This is a genomic window from Nocardioides caldifontis (assembly GCF_008087345.1).
In the GTDB taxonomy this organism is placed as follows: domain Bacteria; phylum Actinomycetota; class Actinomycetes; order Propionibacteriales; family Nocardioidaceae; genus Marmoricola_A; species Marmoricola_A caldifontis.
In genome coordinates this window covers 322,790-336,944 of the sequence record NZ_VHIB01000008.1, presented here as the reverse complement: position 1 = coordinate 336,944, position 14,155 = coordinate 322,790, and the positions used below count along the sequence as shown (strand labels likewise).

Annotated in this window: 15 protein-coding genes; 10 read left to right on the top strand and 5 right to left on the bottom strand. The window is 72.9% G+C overall.

The annotated features are described in order from the left end of the window. Nucleotide 1 precedes the first annotated feature (1 nt). Nucleotides 2-1,231, top strand: a complete 1,230-nt coding sequence (locus tag FIP57_RS15870) for a saccharopine dehydrogenase family protein (RefSeq protein ID WP_148574498.1) — start codon at nt 2-4, stop codon at nt 1,229-1,231. Nucleotides 1,232-1,264: 33 nt separating this feature from the next. On the opposite strand, the gene FIP57_RS15865 is transcribed toward FIP57_RS15870, so the two are convergent. Continuing rightward, entirely contained in the window at nt 1,265-1,558 is a 294-nt protein-coding gene (locus tag FIP57_RS15865) for a hypothetical protein (RefSeq protein WP_148574497.1), read from the bottom strand. A gap of 118 nt (nt 1,559-1,676) precedes the next feature. On the opposite strand from FIP57_RS15865, the gene FIP57_RS15860 reads away from it, so the two are divergent. From FIP57_RS15860 to FIP57_RS15845, 4 genes are all read left to right on the top strand, one after another. Beyond that, the gene (locus FIP57_RS15860; RefSeq protein WP_148574496.1) at nt 1,677-2,783 is read left to right on the top strand and encodes a 1-deoxy-D-xylulose-5-phosphate reductoisomerase; all 1,107 of its coding nucleotides are present in this window, start codon (nt 1,677-1,679) and stop codon (nt 2,781-2,783) included. Then, the gene (locus tag FIP57_RS15855) at nt 2,780-4,081 is read left to right on the top strand and encodes a M50 family metallopeptidase (protein ID WP_148574495.1); all 1,302 of its coding nucleotides are present in this window, start codon (nt 2,780-2,782) and stop codon (nt 4,079-4,081) included. The genes FIP57_RS15860 and FIP57_RS15855 overlap by 4 nt, the downstream gene beginning before the upstream one ends. 96 nt (nt 4,082-4,177) lie before the next feature. After that, nucleotides 4,178-5,308 (top strand): flavodoxin-dependent (E)-4-hydroxy-3-methylbut-2-enyl-diphosphate synthase, encoded by a 1,131-nt coding sequence (gene ispG, locus FIP57_RS15850; protein ID WP_148574755.1) that lies wholly within the window; start codon nt 4,178-4,180, stop codon nt 5,306-5,308. 39 nt (nt 5,309-5,347) lie between these two features. After that, a complete protein-coding gene (locus tag FIP57_RS15845; RefSeq protein ID WP_148574494.1) occupies nt 5,348-6,193 on the top strand; it encodes a GNAT family N-acetyltransferase in 846 nt (281 codons plus the stop codon). Nucleotides 6,194-6,215: 22 nt separating this feature from the next. Here FIP57_RS15845 and FIP57_RS15840 read toward each other — a convergent pair whose 3' ends face one another. Further along, nucleotides 6,216-6,584 (bottom strand): DoxX family protein, encoded by a 369-nt coding sequence (locus tag FIP57_RS15840; protein WP_148574493.1) that lies wholly within the window; start codon nt 6,582-6,584, stop codon nt 6,216-6,218. 65 nt (nt 6,585-6,649) lie between these two features. Here FIP57_RS15840 and FIP57_RS15835 point away from each other — a divergent pair, with 65 nt between their 5' ends. The 4 genes from FIP57_RS15835 to FIP57_RS15820 all read left to right on the top strand — a co-directional run bounded on the left by FIP57_RS15835 (nt 6,650) and on the right by FIP57_RS15820 (nt 11,892). Further along, nucleotides 6,650-8,458, top strand: coding sequence for a proline--tRNA ligase (locus tag FIP57_RS15835; RefSeq protein ID WP_238993508.1), 1,809 nt, complete (start codon nt 6,650-6,652; stop codon nt 8,456-8,458). Continuing rightward, complete coding sequence (locus FIP57_RS15830; protein WP_148574492.1) at nt 8,451-9,158, top strand: HAD family hydrolase; 708 nt, start codon at nt 8,451-8,453, stop codon at nt 9,156-9,158. Before FIP57_RS15835 ends, FIP57_RS15830 begins: the two co-directional genes overlap by 8 nt. An 82-nt stretch (nt 9,159-9,240) precedes the next feature. Beyond that, nucleotides 9,241-10,206, top strand: a complete 966-nt coding sequence (locus FIP57_RS15825) for a TIGR03885 family FMN-dependent LLM class oxidoreductase (protein WP_148574491.1) — start codon at nt 9,241-9,243, stop codon at nt 10,204-10,206. A gap of 3 nt (nt 10,207-10,209) precedes the next feature. Beyond that, a complete protein-coding gene (locus FIP57_RS15820; RefSeq protein ID WP_148574490.1) occupies nt 10,210-11,892 on the top strand; it encodes an alpha-amylase family protein in 1,683 nt (560 codons plus the stop codon). 8 nt (nt 11,893-11,900) lie between these two features. Here FIP57_RS15820 and FIP57_RS23300 read toward each other — a convergent pair whose 3' ends face one another. Genes FIP57_RS23300 through FIP57_RS15810 form a run of 3 tightly spaced genes read right to left on the bottom strand, consistent with a single transcriptional unit; the run spans nt 11,901 to nt 13,473 of the window. Continuing rightward, nucleotides 11,901-12,326, bottom strand: a complete 426-nt coding sequence (locus tag FIP57_RS23300; protein WP_162529830.1) for a ferritin-like domain-containing protein — start codon at nt 12,324-12,326, stop codon at nt 11,901-11,903. Next, complete coding sequence (locus FIP57_RS23295) at nt 12,323-12,850, bottom strand: hypothetical protein (protein ID WP_162529829.1); 528 nt, start codon at nt 12,848-12,850, stop codon at nt 12,323-12,325. Before FIP57_RS23295 ends, FIP57_RS23300 begins: the two co-directional genes overlap by 4 nt. Next, nucleotides 12,847-13,473, bottom strand: coding sequence for a hypothetical protein (locus tag FIP57_RS15810; RefSeq protein WP_148574488.1), 627 nt, complete (start codon nt 13,471-13,473; stop codon nt 12,847-12,849). Before FIP57_RS15810 ends, FIP57_RS23295 begins: the two co-directional genes overlap by 4 nt. A 214-nt stretch (nt 13,474-13,687) precedes the next feature. Between FIP57_RS15810 and rimP the strand changes: the two genes are divergently transcribed. Beyond that, nucleotides 13,688-14,155 (top strand): ribosome maturation factor RimP, encoded by a 468-nt coding sequence (rimP, locus tag FIP57_RS24115; protein WP_148574486.1) that lies wholly within the window; start codon nt 13,688-13,690, stop codon nt 14,153-14,155.

Genomic DNA, 14,155 nt, shown 5'->3' with positions numbered 1-14,155 from the left:
GGTGCGGATCCTGCTCGTGGGTGCCGGCGGTGTCGGCGGTGCGTTCGCCGCCATCGTCGCCCGCCGCGACTTCTTCGAGACGCTCGTCGTCGCCGACTACGACGAGGCGCGGGCGCAGAAGGCGGCGGCCGCCGACGCCCGGTTCACCGCCGCCCGGGTCGACGCCTCCGACGCGGCGTCGGTGCAGGCGCTGGTGGAGGAGCACCGGATCACCCACGTCATGAACGCGGTCGACCCGCGGTTCGTGATGCCGATCTTCGACGGGGCCGCGACAGCGGGCGCTCACTACCTCGACATGGCGATGAGCCTGTCGAGGCCGCACCCCACCACGCCGTACTCCGAGGTGGGGGTGAAGCTCGGCGACGAGCAGTTCGCGAAGGCCGAGGAGTGGGAGCGGGCGGGCCGGCTCGCCCTCGTCGGGATCGGTGTCGAGCCGGGGCTCTCCGACGTGTTCGCGAGGTACGCCGCCGACCACCTGTTCTCCGAGATCGACGAGCTCGGCACGCGCGACGGGGCGAACCTCGAGGTGCTCGGCGAGGACGGCGAGCCGATCTTCGCCCCGAGCTTCTCGATCTGGACCACGATCGAGGAGTGCCTCAACCCGCCGGTGGTGTGGGAGAAGGAGCGGGGCTGGTTCACCACGCCGCCGTTCAGCGAGCCGGAGGTCTTCGACTTCCCCGAGGGCATCGGCCCCGTCGAGTGCGTCAACGTGGAGCACGAGGAGGTGCTCCTCATGCCGAGGTGGGTCGACTGCAAGCGGGCGACGTTCAAGTACGGCCTCGGCGACGAGTTCATCGGCGTGCTCAAGACGCTGCACAAGCTCGGCCTCGACCGCACGGACAAGGTGCGTGTCCCGTCGACGAGCTCAGGAACCCTGGTGGAGGTGGCACCCCGCGACGTCGTGGCGGCCTGCCTCCCCGACCCGGCCGGCCTGGGGGAGCGGATGCGGGGCAAGACCTGCGCCGGGCTGCACGTGACCGGCAAGGGCAAGGACGGCCGGCCACGGTCGACGTACCTCTACCACGTGGTCGACAACGAGTGGTCGATGCGCGAGTACGGCCACCAGTGCGTGGTGTGGCAGACCGCGGTCAACCCGGTCGTGGCGCTGGAGCTGCTCGCCAGCGGCACCTGGTCCGGGGCGGGCGTCCTCGGCCCGGAGGCGTTCGACGCGGTGCCGTTCCTCGACCTGCTCACCGAGTACGGCTCGCCCTGGGGGATGCGCGACGACTGACCGCCGGGGAGCGCCACACGGGTCGGCTCGAGGTCAGAAGCTGACCCACCAGCCGAGGTCCCAGGCCCTGCCAGGCTCGCTCAGGCTGTGGCACTGCCAGTGCGGGACGTCGAGGGACTGGTAGGTCGTGGTGCGCCACTGGAGCACGTAGTTGCGGTAGCTGCTGCCGGTGAGCTCGTTGCACCGGTCGTGGGCGGCGCGGGCGAGCCGGTCGGTGATCGGCGGGCCGTAGAAGTAGTAGAAGATCGACAGGAACACCAGGACCGTCGCCAGCACGTGGCGCAGCGCGGCAGCGCTCATGCGCTGACCGATCGTGCTGACGCTCATGGTGCCGCCCTCGTACGGAAGCCGTACTGTCCGAGATGTCCGTTTCGGTCAGGGTACGGTCGCGCCGGGCCCCGCGGGGGCCGAAGACGCGAAGTGACCACCCGGAGGAGCCGAACGGATGACCCGAGCCAGGAGCGAGCGGCGCGACGTGGTGGTCCTGGGCTCCACCGGGTCGATCGGCACCCAGGCCCTCGACGTGGTGCGCCGCAACCCCGACCGGTTCCGGGTCGTGGGGCTCACCGCCGGGGGCACCCGCCCCGACCTGCTCCGCGAGCAGGCCGAGGAGTTCGCTCCGGCGTACGTCGGGACCGGTGAGGCGGCCTCCGTCGAGGCCGCCGGGCTGCCCTGCGACGTCGTGCTCAACGGGATGACGGGGGCCGTCGGGCTGCGGCCGACCCTTGCCGCCCTCGAGGCGGGCACCACGCTGGCGCTGGCGAACAAGGAGTCGCTGATCATCGGCGGCCCGGTCGTCACCGGCCGGGCGCGCCCCGGGCAGATCGTGCCGGTCGACTCCGAGCACAGCGCGCTGGCCCAGTGCCTCCGTTCCGGGAGCCCCGAGGAGGTCCGCCGGCTGGTGCTCACCGCGTCGGGCGGGCCCTTCCGCGGCCGCACCGCCGCCGAGCTGCACGACGTGACCCCCGAGCAGGCGCTGGCCCACCCGACCTGGTCGATGGGGCCCGTGGTCACGATCAACTCCGCGACGCTGGTCAACAAGGGGCTCGAGGTGATCGAGGCGCACCTGCTCTTCGGGGTGCCGTTCGACCGCATCGAGGTCGTGGTCCACCCGACCTCGGTGGTGCACTCGATGGTCGAGTTCGTCGACGGCTCCACGGTCGTGCAGGCCAGCCCGCCGTCGATGCTGATCCCGATCGCGCTCGGCATGGCCTGGCCCGACCGGGTGCCCGACGCGGCGCCCGCGGTCGACTGGACGAGACCGGAGACCTGGGAGTTCTTCCCGCTCGACGACGAGGCGTTCCCCGCGGTGCGGCTGGCCAAGGAGGCCGGCGCCGCCGGAGGCACCGCCCCGGCGGTCTACAACGCCGCCAACGAGGTCTGCGTCGACGCCTTCCGCCGCGGTGCGTTGCGGTTCACGGACATAGTCCCCACGATCCATGCCGTGCTCGGTCGCCACGACGTACGCTCGAACGAGGGGCTGGACGTCGACGACGTGCTGGCCGCGGACGCCTGGGCCAGGCGTGAGGCGACGAGGGAGACCGGGCTGTGACCGTGCTGCTGTACGTGCTGGGCGTGGTCGTCTTCGTGGTCGGCGTCGCGGTCTCGATCGGGCTCCACGAGGTGGGGCACATGTACCCCGCCAAGAAGTTCGGCGTGAAGGTCACCCAGTACTTCGTCGGCTTCGGACGCACCGTGTGGTCCACCCGCCGCGGCGAGACCGAGTACGGCGTCAAGGCGCTGCCGCTCGGCGGCTACGTGAAGCTCGTCGGGATGCTGCCCCCCGACCCCGACGACGAGCTCGGCCGCCCGCGGGCCAGCAACACCGGGATGTTCTCCCAGCTGGTCTCCGACGCCCGCTCGGCGGAGTACGAGCTCGTCGGGCCCGGCGACGAGGACCGGCTGTTCTACCGGCTGCCCTGGTGGAAGAAGGTCATCGTGATGGCCGGCGGGCCGACGGTGAACCTCGTCATCGCCTTCGGGCTGTTCGCTGCGATCTTCGGGCTGTACGGCGTCCAGGAGCCGACCACCACCGTCAACACCGTCTCCGCCTGCGTGATCCCCTCCGACGAGGCCGGCCGCGACTGCACCGCCGACGACCCCGCGTCGCCTGCCGCCGAGGCGGGGCTCCGCCCGGGCGACCGGATCCTCACCTTCAACGGCACCACCGTCGAGAGCTGGGACCAGCTCGTCGACCTGATCCGGGCGAACCGTGACGGCGAGGCCGTGATCGGCTACGAGCGCGACGGTCGCGAGCTGACCACGACCACCGACACCACGGTCAACACCGTGCGGTCGCTCGACGACCTCGAGAAGACCGTCCAGGCCGGGTTCCTCGGCGTCACCACGACCCCCGAGCGGGAGACCCACGGGCTGCTCTACACCACCGAGCAGATGGGCGCGATGACCTGGAACACCCTCGAGGCGCTCGGCGAGCTGCCGGTGCGGGTGTGGGGGGTGGCCAAGGCGATCGTCGGCGTCGAGGAGCGCTCCGTGGACAGCCCGGTCAGCGTCGTCGGCGCCGGCCGGATCGCCGGCGAGGTGACCTCGAACACCGAGACGACCCCGGTCGAGCGGGTCGTCTTCCTCGCCAGCCTGCTGGCGGGGCTGAACCTCTTCGTCGGGATGTTCAACTTCATCCCGCTGCTGCCGCTCGACGGCGGGCACATCGCCGGCGCGCTCTACGAGGCCGTCCGCCGCGGCTGGGCCCGGGTCCGCCGCCGCCCCGACCCCGGGTTCGTCGACGTCGCCAAGCTGCTGCCGGTCGCCTACGTGGTGGCCAGCGTGCTGCTGGTCATGGGGTTCGTGCTGATCGTCGGCGACCTCGTCGTGCCGATCCAGGTCACCTGACCTGCCGCTCGGCCGTCGCGCTACGCCCCGCCGCCTAGGATCGGGGGTGAGCCAACCCCCTCGAAGGAGCAGTCTGTGACCTCGGTCAGCCTCGGCATGCCCGCCGCCCCGCCGCCGGTGCTCGCCCCCCGGCGGAAGAGCCGGCAGATCAAGGTCGGCAACGTGCTCGTCGGTGGGGACGCCCCGATCTCGGTGCAGTCGATGACCACCACGCTGACCGCGGACGTCAACAGCACCCTCCAGCAGATCGCCGAGCTGACCGCCTCCGGCTGCGACATCGTGCGGGTCGCCTGCCCCAGCCAGGACGACGCCGACGCGCTCCCCGCGATCGCCCAGAAGTCGCAGATCCCGGTGATCGCCGACATCCACTTCCAGCCCCGCTACGTGTTCGCCGCGATCGACGCCGGCTGCGCCGCCGTACGCGTGAACCCGGGGAACATCAAGAAGTTCGACGACCAGGTCAAGGAGATCGCGCGCGCCGCGAAGGACCGCGGCACCTCGATCCGGATCGGCGTCAACGCGGGCTCGCTCGACCCGCGGCTGCTGAAGAAGTACGGCAAGGCCACCCCCGAGGCCCTCGTCGAGTCGGCGAAGTGGGAGGCGAGCCTCTTCGAGGAGCACGACTTCCACGACTTCAAGATCTCGGTCAAGCACAACGACCCGGTCGTGATGGTCCGCGCCTACGAGATGCTCGCCGAGGCCGGCGACTGGCCGCTGCACCTCGGCGTCACCGAGGCCGGGCCCGCGTTCCAGGGGACCATCAAGTCCTCGGTGGCCTTCGGGGCCCTGCTGTCGAAGGGGATCGGCGACACGATCCGGGTCTCGCTGTCGGCGCCGCCGGTCGAGGAGGTCAAGGTCGGGCTGCAGATCCTGGAGTCGCTGAACCTGCGGCCGCGCCGCCTCGAGATCGTCTCCTGCCCCTCCTGCGGCCGCGCGCAGGTCGACGTCTACAAGCTCGCCGAGGAGGTCACCTCCGGCCTCGACGGGCTCGAGGTGCCGCTCCGCGTCGCGGTCATGGGGTGCGTCGTGAACGGGCCCGGCGAGGCCCGCGAGGCCGACCTCGGCGTCGCCTCCGGCAACGGCAAGGGACAGATCTTCGTCAAGGGCGAGGTCGTCAAGACCGTCCCCGAGTCGCAGATCGTCGAGACGCTGATCGAGGAGGCCATGCGGATCGCCGAGGGGATGGAGAGCGTCGAGGGCGCCGAGCCCTCGGTCTCCGTGGGCTGACCTGCGTTTGGGACCCCCTCGGGGGGCTATGGTGCGCACGTGCTCCGCACGCAGCGCTCGCTGCGCGTCCTCGGGCCCGACGACCTCCCCGAGGTCACCGGGCTGCTCGCGCGCGACCCGGTGGTCAACGTCGTCACCGACTACCGCGCCCGCACGACCCAGCTCCAGCCGCGGTGGCTCAACGGCGAGGTCTGGGGCTGCTACGAGGGCGACACCCTGCTCTCCGTCTGCCACTCCGCGGCGAACCTGATCCCGGCGATGGCCGACACCGCGGCCGCCGAGCAGTTCGCCGGGCGGGCCCTCTCGCAGGGGCGCCGCTGCTCGACGATCCTCGGCCCCGAGGACGCGGTCGAGACGATGTGGGAGCGGCTGCGCCACACCTGGGCGCCGCCGCGTGAGGTGCGCCGCGGCCAGCCGCACCTCGAGATCGCCGGCGAGCCGGCGGTCCGCCCCGACCCCGCCGTCCGCCGGTGCACGATGGCCGACCTCGACGTGCTCTACCCGGCGTGCGTGGCGATGTACACCGAGGAGGTCGGCGTCTCCCCCGAGGAGCACGGCGGCGCGTCCCTCTACAGGGCCCGGGTCGCCCAGCTGGTCTCGCGCGGCTGGTCCTTCGCCCGGATCGACAACGGGCGGGTGCTCTTCAAGGCCGAGGTGGCCGCGGCGTCACCGCACGCCTGCCAGGTGCAGGGCGTCTACGTCGACCCGGAGTTCCGCGGGCAGGGGCTCGGGGTGGTCGGGATGGCGGCGGTCGTCGAGCTCGCGCTGCGCCACGTCGCGCCGGTGGTCTCGCTCTACGTCAACGAGCACAACACCCCCGCGCGCAGGGTCTACGAACGGGTCGGCTTCCGGCAGACCGCCACGTTCACGACCATCATGTTCTGACGACCCGACGCGCCCTGCCGACTCAACCGCGGTAGGCCTTGAGCGCGGACCGGATCATCGGCAGCTGCAGCGGGAGCCGCGCCAGCGTCGCCGCCTTGTACGCCGTGCTCCGGGTGCGCTGCGCGTCGACCGCCATCTTCACGTTGCCGGGGAACACCGCGGCCAGCAGCACCGCACTCGCCAGCCCCGCCGGTCGACGGGTCGCGGGGAGCACCAGCCCCGCGGCGCAGGCGAGCTCGGCGACGCCGGAACCCAGGATCACCTCGCGGTGCTTCGGCACCCACGAGGGCATCAGCGGCCGGAACACGTCGGGGTTCACGAGGTGGACGGTGCCGGACACGGTGAAGATGCCGGCGAGCAGGGCGACGTCTCGGGGGAGGGTGCGGGTCACCCGGGGAGCCTAGCCGCGGGAAACCGGTTCGGGGGGCGTCGGTCGCGCTCGGTAGCCTGACCCGCATGTCTCACCACCGGTCGTCGGTCCTCCGGATGTCCACGCTGTTCCTCCGGACCCTGCGTGAGGACCCGGCCGAGGCCGAGGTGCCGAGCCACCGGCTGCTGGTGCGGGCCGGCTACATCCGCCGCAACGCTCCCGGGATCTACAGCTGGCTTCCGCTGGGCTACCGGGTCCTGCGCAACGTCGAGAACGTCATCCGCGAGGAGATGGACGCGATCGGCGCGCAGGAGGTGCACTTCCCGGCGCTGCTGCCCAGGGAGCCCTACGAGGCGACCAACCGCTGGACGGAGTACGGCGACAGCCTGTTCCGGCTCAAGGACCGCAAGGGCGGCGACTACCTCCTCGGGCCGACCCACGAGGAGATGTTCACCCTCCTGGTGAAGGACCTGTACTCCTCCTACAAGGACCTCCCGCTCGCGCTCTACCAGATCCAGACGAAGTACCGCGACGAGGCGCGTCCCCGGGCCGGGCTGCTCCGCGGTCGCGAGTTCGTCATGAAGGACAGCTACTCCTTCGACGTCGACCAGGCCGGGCTCCAGGCGTCGTACGACCGGCACCGTGCGGCGTACATCCGGATCTTCGACCGCCTCGGCCTCTCCTACGTCGTGGTCCGCGCGATGTCGGGCGCGATGGGCGGCTCGGCGAGCGAGGAGTTCCTCGCCAACGCCGAGGTCGGCGAGGACACCTACGTGCGGTGCACGACGTGCGACTACGCCGCCAACGTCGAGGCGGTGCGCGTGCCGGTGCCGCCCGCGCAGCCCCATGACGGCGTGCCCGCCGCGCACGCCGAGGACACCCCTGACACGCCGACGATCCAGACGCTGGTCGACTTCCTCAACGCCCACCACGCGCGCGAGGACCGCCCCTGGACTGCCGCGGACACGCTCAAGAACGTGCTCGTGGTGCTGGTGCACCCCGACGGCACCCGCGAGCCGCTGGCGATCGGCGTCCCCGGCGACCGGGAGGTCGACGAGAAGCGGCTCGCCGCGCAGGTCGAGCCTGCCGAGGTGGCGCCCTTCACCGAGGCCGACTTCGAGGCGCACCCGACGCTGGTGAAGGGGTACATCGGCGCGTCCGCGCTGGGCGAGGAGAGCCCGTCCGGGATCCGCTACCTCGTCGACCCGCGGATCGTCGAGGGCACCCGGTGGGTGACCGGTGCGGACGTCGACGGGAGCCACGCGATCGACGTCGTCGCCGGACGTGACTTCACGCCCGACGGCACGATCGAGGCCGCGGAGGTCAAGCCCGGCGACATCTGCCCCGAGTGCGCCGCCGCCGGGCGCGGCGGCACCCTCGAGGCGGCCCGGGGCATCGAGATCGGCCACATCTTCCAGCTCGGGACGAAGTACGCCGAGGCGCTCGACCTCAAGGTGCTCGACGAGAACGGCAAGCTGGTCACGGTCACGATGGGCTCCTACGGCATCGGCCCGTCGCGGCTCGTCGCGGCGATCGCGGAGAGCACCCTCGACGACATCGGGCTGGTCTGGCCGCGCGAGGTCGCGCCCGCCGACGTCCACCTCGTGGCGACCGGCAAGGACACCGCGGTCTTCGACGCCGCCGCGCGCATCGCCGACGAGCTCGCCGGACGCGGCGTCACCGTGCTGTACGACGACCGCGCGAAGGTCTCCCCGGGCGTGAAGTTCAAGGACGCCGAGCTCGTCGGGGTCCCGACCATCGTCGTGGTCGGCAAGGGGCTGGCCGACGGGGTCGTCGAGGTCCGCGACCGGGCCTCCGGGAGCAAGGTCGAGGTCCGCGTCGAGGACGCCGTGGAGCACGTCGCGGAGGTGGTCCGGGGAGGCCCCGGTGGCTGAGCCCCGTCGCGGTGTCGACGCGGTCATCTTCGACTGGGGCGGCACCCTCACCCCCTGGCACTCGATCGACTTCCACTCCGAGGCCGAGGCGCTCGCGATGGCCGCGATCGACGGGCACCCCGAGGCGCACCTCGCCCTGCACGCCGCGAACCAGGCGGTGTGGAGCCGGGCGAAGGACAGCCAGACGAGCGCGACGATCGCCGACGTGTTCGCCCACGCCGGGCTCACCCACGACGAGGCGCGGCTGACGGCGTACCAGGAGTTCTGGGAGCCGCACACGGTCACCGACCCCGACGTCCGCCCGCTCTTCGAGGCGCTGCGCGCCGACGGGATCCGGGTCGGGGTGCTGTCGAACACCATCTGGCCGCGGTCCTGGCACGACGGCTTCTTCGCGCGCGACGGGGTCCTCGAGCTGATCGACGGGGCGGTCTACACCAGCGAGGTGCCGTGGACGAAGCCCGCGCCGCAGACGTTCCGCGCCGCCATGGAGGCCGTCGGGGTCGACGACCCGACCCGGTGCGTCTTCGTGGGCGACCGGCCCTTCGACGACATCTGGGGCGCGTCGCAGGTGGGGATGCGGACGGTCCTGGTGCCGCACTCCGACATCCCCGCGGAGCAGCTCGGCCACACGGAGGGGGAGCCGGACGCCGTCGCGCACCGGCTCGCCGAGGTGGAGGAGATCGTCCGCCGCTGGCGCTGACCTTCCGGCCGTCCCTCGGGGGTGGCGGCCGTTTTCCCTCCGGCGGCGCCGGGTAGGCGCTGGCGAGGGAAGGGAGGGCCCGATGCCCGCACCGTTGCTGGGGTTCCACGCGTCCCACGAGCAGGTCGGTCCCGGCCGGCTGCTCGAGGACGTGAAGCACGCGGAGCAGGTCGGCTTCACGGCCGCGATGTGCTCCGACCACTTCAACCCGTGGAGCGCCCGTCAGGGCCAGTCGGGGTTCGCGTGGGCGTGGCTGGGTGCCGCGCTGGCGAGCACGGGGCTGCCGTTCGGCGTCGTCAACGCCCCGGGCCAGCGCTACCACCCGGCGGTGGTGGCGCAGGCGATCAGCACCCTGGGCGCGATGTTCCCGGGCCGGTTCTGGACGGCGCTCGGCTCGGGGGAGGCCGTCAACGAGCACATCACCGGCGACGGCTGGCCGGACAAGGAGACCCGGAACCGGCGGCTCCGCGAGTGCGTCGAGGTGATCCGGCGGCTGCTGGCGGGCGAGGAGGTGACCCACCACGGGCTGGTCGTCGTCGACCGAGCCCGCCTGTGGGCGCCGCCAGACCCTTCGCCTGCGCTGGTGGCGACCGCGGTGAGCGTGGAGACCGCCCGGCGGTCCGCCGAGTGGGCGGACGGGCTGGTCACCCTGAACCAGCCGCACGAGCACCTCCGGCGGATGGTCGACGCCTACCGGGAGGCGGGCGGCCGCGGCCCCGTGCGGCTACAGGTCCACCTGTCGTGGGCGCCGACGCAGGAGGAGGCGGAGGCGATCGCCCACGAGCAGTGGCGCAGCAACGTCTTCGGTCCGCCCGCCACCTGGGACATCGACACCCCGGAGGTCTTCGACACCGTCAGCGAGCACGTGACCGTGGACGCCGTACGACAAGCGGTGCGGGTCTCCTCGGACCTGGGGCAGCACGCCGAATGGCTCCAGGAGTACCTCGACCTCGGTTTCGACGACCTCTTCCTGCACCACGTCGGGCAGGAGCAGACGGCGTACCTCGACGCCTTCGGCGCTCACGTCCTCCCACAGCTGGGCAGGTGAGCCGTGGACTTCGGCGAGACCAGCGACCTGTGGTGGAAGACGGCGGTCGTCTACTGCCTCGACGTGCAGACCTTCATGGACTGGGACGACGACGGGGTCGGTGACTTCCAGGGGCTGACCGAGCGCATCGACTACCTCGCCGGCCTCGGCGTCACCTGCCTGTGGCTGATGCCCTTCCACCCCACGACGGGGCGCGACGACGGCTACGACATCACGGACTACTACGGCGTCGACCCGCGGCTCGGCCACCACGGCGACTTCGTCGAGCTCGTCCGGACCGCCCGCGACCGCGGGATGCGGGTGATCATCGACCTCGTCGTCAACCACACCTCCGACCAGCACCCGTGGTTCCTCGACGCACGGTCGAGCAAGGAGTCGCCGTACCGCGACTTCTACGTGTGGCGGTCGGACCCGCCTCCGGACACCAGCGACCAGGTGGTCTTCCCCGACGCCGAGGACAGCGTCTGGGAGCTCGACGAGCACACCGGCGAGTACTACCTGCACTCGTTCTACCGCCAGCAGCCGGACCTCGACATCGCGAACCCCAGGGTGCGCGACGAGATCGCGAAGGTCCTCGGCTTCTGGCTCGAGCTGGGGGTGTCCGGCTTCCGCGTGGACGCGGTGCCGTCGCTCCTCGACGGCTCCGCCGCCGAACCCGCCGAACCCGCCGACGGCGGCCGGCGCGACCCGCACGACTACCTGCGCGACCTGCGCGCCTTCATCGGGCGCCGCCGCGGCGACGCGATGCTGCTCGGCGAGGTCAACCTCCCGTACGACGACCAGGTCTCCTTCTTCGGCGAGGGCGACGGCGACCAGCTGAACATGATCTTCGACTTCACGGCGATGCAGCGGATGTACCTCTCGCTCGCGCGCGAGGACGCCCGGCCCCTCGCCGACGCGCTGGACCGGCGGCCGCGGCTGCCCGTCCACTCGCAGTGGGGCGTGTTCGCGCGCAACCACGACGAGCTGACGCTGGACAGGCTGTCCGACGACGAGCGAGCGGAGGTCTTCGCCGCATTCGGTCCCGAGGACGAGCTCCAGCTGTTCGGACGCGGGCTGCGGCGGCGGGTGCCGCCGATGGTCGACGGTGACGACCGGCGGGTGCGGCTCGTCTACAGCCTGACGTTCTCGCTCCCCGGGACGCCGGTGCTCTTCTACGGCGAGGAGATCGGGATGGGGGAGAACCTCGAGCTCGACGGCCGGATGGCCGTGCGCTCTCCGATGCAGTGGGCCGACGGACCCAACGGCGGCTTCTCGCGCGCGTCCCCCGACCGGCTCCCGCGCCGTCCGACCGCAGGCCGGTTCGGGCCCGAGCACGTCAACGTGGCCGGGCAGCGGCAGGACCCGGACTCGCTGCTGGCGTTCTTCCAGACGCTGGTGCGGGTGTACCGGGAGTCGCCCGAGCTGGGGTGGGCGGAGCTGCACCTGCACGACCAGCCCCACAAGGAGGTGCTGGCGCACGAGTGCCGCTGGGGCGACCGCCGGCTGCTCCTGCTCCACAACCTCGGGCCGGAGCCGCGCGAGGTGCGGCTGACGGTCGACGACTCGGACGAGCTGGAGCTGCTGCACGTCCTCGGGTCGGGGCCCGCCGGCCTCGAGTCCGGTGGCCGGCTGACCGCCTGCCTGGAGGGGTACGGGTACCGCTGGCTGCGCCTCGCCACGCGCGACGGCCGGCGCCTGTGGTGACCGGGCGCTCAGAGCTCGGGCGCGCCCGGGAACGCGGTCGGCTCCGCACCCAGCGACAGCAGCAGCACCGACGTGCTGGTGAGCGCGTCCAGCCCCCAACGCCGGTCCTCACCGGTCGAGGAGGCGACGAGCTGGGCGTAGACGGCGGCGCACCGCTCCTCGACGCCCCGCGCGACCGACGTGAGCTCGACCGGGTCGCGGCCCTCGACGGGGACCGAGTAGCCCAGGGCCGCCGGGCTGGGGTCGGCGCCACGGTCCGCGATCCGGGAGCGCAGCCAGTCGCGGCGGCCCCGGTGCGCCTCGTAGGCCGACCGGAACCGCTCGGCGAGCGCCGGGTTGTCGGCGGAGGGGAGCCGGCCGCCGACGACGCCGTACGCGTGGACGGCGGCGTGCTCGGCCGCGAGCGTGGCCTGGAGCGCCTCGAGCGGTCTCACCGGCGGCCTGCCCGCAGGTCGTTCGCGGCCTCGGCGAGCACCACCGACTGCTGGGTGGCCGCCGCGGCGAGGACACCGACGATGCGGGCGAAGGGGCCGCTCCGGGCCGCCAGCGCGCGCTGCACGTGGGCCTCGGCGAGGGTCCGCTCGCGGTCCATCAGGGCATGGAGCGCGGCGCGGGGCGCGGCGGGGACGCGTGCCCCCGGCGCCGCCGGCGGGGGAGAGCCGTCGGCCGCCTCCGCGAGCAGCGCGACGTGCGCGTCGTGCACGTCGGCGGTGGGGCTCAGCAGGGGGCGCAGCGAGCGGTGCCGCCGGACGGTGCGGCGGACCGTGGCGACGAGCTCGCGCTCGGCCTGTAGCGCGGCCGCGAGCAGCGGCTCGTCGGGGTCGGGACCGAGCTCCGGGAGCCGCGGCAGGTCGACGCCGTCGTCGCACGCGGCCACGAGCGGCACGGCCACGGCGGCCAGCAGCCCGGCGGTCACCCCGCGTCGGCCGAGGGCCGGTGCGCGTCGTACGGCGCTCACCGGACCTGGAACCCGAGCAGGGCGAAGCCCTCGCCGTCCCGGCGGGTGAGCACCTCGAAGGTCGTGCCCCGGTGCTCCTCGTTGGTGTTGCGCACCGACCCGTCGTCGAAGTACGACACCGACGCCGGCACGTCGATCGTCGCCGTGCCGAGGACCGTGCCCGGGACGCTGCCGGGGGCGAGCCGGACCCGCCGGACCTCGGCGCCGGGGAAGTCGACGTGCCACCCGTCCTCGCTCCGCCGGGCGAGCTCCTGGGCCAGCTCGGGGCAGCCGGCGCACGGCTGCTTCGGGCGCGGGCTCAGGTCCGTGACCACCGAGGGGTCGTTGTGCCGGAGGGCGTAGCCCCACGCGTCCACGACGAACCGCACGAAGGCCTCCCGCGCGTGGCGGGTGTCCGCGGCCACCGGCGGGGTGGGCGGCTCCTCGGGCTCCTCCTCGGCGCTCCCGTCGACCGGCGTGGCGGGCGGGGGAGACGAGGACGGCGGGGGCTCGGCCGCGGGCTCGTCCGCGTCGTCGCCCGAGCAGGCAGCGAGGGTCAGGAGCAGCGCGGCCACGAGGGTGCTGCCGACGGCACGGCCGGCGATGGTGCCGGTCTGCGGGTCGGCGACTCGGGAGGGCCGCATGGGCGCACCGTACAACGCTCGGGCCCCGCCAGCGCCCCCGCCAGCGCCCCCACCAGCGCGCCAGCCAGCGCCCCCACCAGCGCGCCCGCCAGCGCGCCAGCCAGCGCGCCCGCGGGCCGTCCCCTCGGGGCGGCCCGGTCCGGCACGCAGCGAGAGGATCGGACGTGACCCGATCGGCTATCGTCGGCCCGACAACAGCAGAGGAGGAAGTCCGGTGGCCACCGACCAGACCAAGGACCGACTCGTCTCGGAGCTCACACCGCCGCTCCTCGAGATGGGGCTGGACCTCGAGGGGCTGGAGCTCACCCCCGCGGGGCGCCGCCGCCTCCTCCGGGTCGCGGTCGACAAGGACGGCGGCGTCACGATGGACGACGTCGCCGAGGCGACCAAGGAGGTCTCGCGGCTCCTCGACGCCTCCGACGTGATGGGGGAGCAGCCCTACACGCTGGAGGTCACCTCGCCGGGGACCGACCGCCCGCTGACGCTGCCCCGGCACTGGCGCCGCAACGCCGGCCGGCTCGTGAAGGTCCGCACGCAGGACGGCGAGACCGTGCGCGGGCGCATCCAGTCCAACGACGACGACTCCGTGCTGCTCGACGTGGACGGCGCCCCCCGGGAGCTGCCGCTGTCCCAGGTCGCGAAGGCGCACGTCGAGGTCGAGTTCAACCGGAAGGAGAGCTGA

Excerpts from the sequence above, each read along its gene's own strand:
- FIP57_RS15865 (WP_148574497.1), bottom strand. The coding sequence starts at position 1,558 with ATGAGCGTCAGCACGATCGGTCAGCGCATGAGCGCTGCCGCGCTGCGC.
- FIP57_RS15860 (WP_148574496.1), top strand. The coding sequence starts at position 1,677 with ATGACCCGAGCCAGGAGCGAGCGGCGCGACGTGGTGGTCCTGGGCTCC.
- ispG (WP_148574755.1), top strand. The coding sequence starts at position 4,178 with ATGCCCGCCGCCCCGCCGCCGGTGCTCGCCCCCCGGCGGAAGAGCCGG.
- FIP57_RS15835 (WP_238993508.1), top strand. The coding sequence starts at position 6,650 with ATGTCTCACCACCGGTCGTCGGTCCTCCGGATGTCCACGCTGTTCCTC.
- FIP57_RS15825 (WP_148574491.1), top strand. The coding sequence starts at position 9,241 with ATGCCCGCACCGTTGCTGGGGTTCCACGCGTCCCACGAGCAGGTCGGT.
- FIP57_RS15810 (WP_148574488.1), bottom strand. The coding sequence starts at position 13,473 with ATGCGGCCCTCCCGAGTCGCCGACCCGCAGACCGGCACCATCGCCGGC.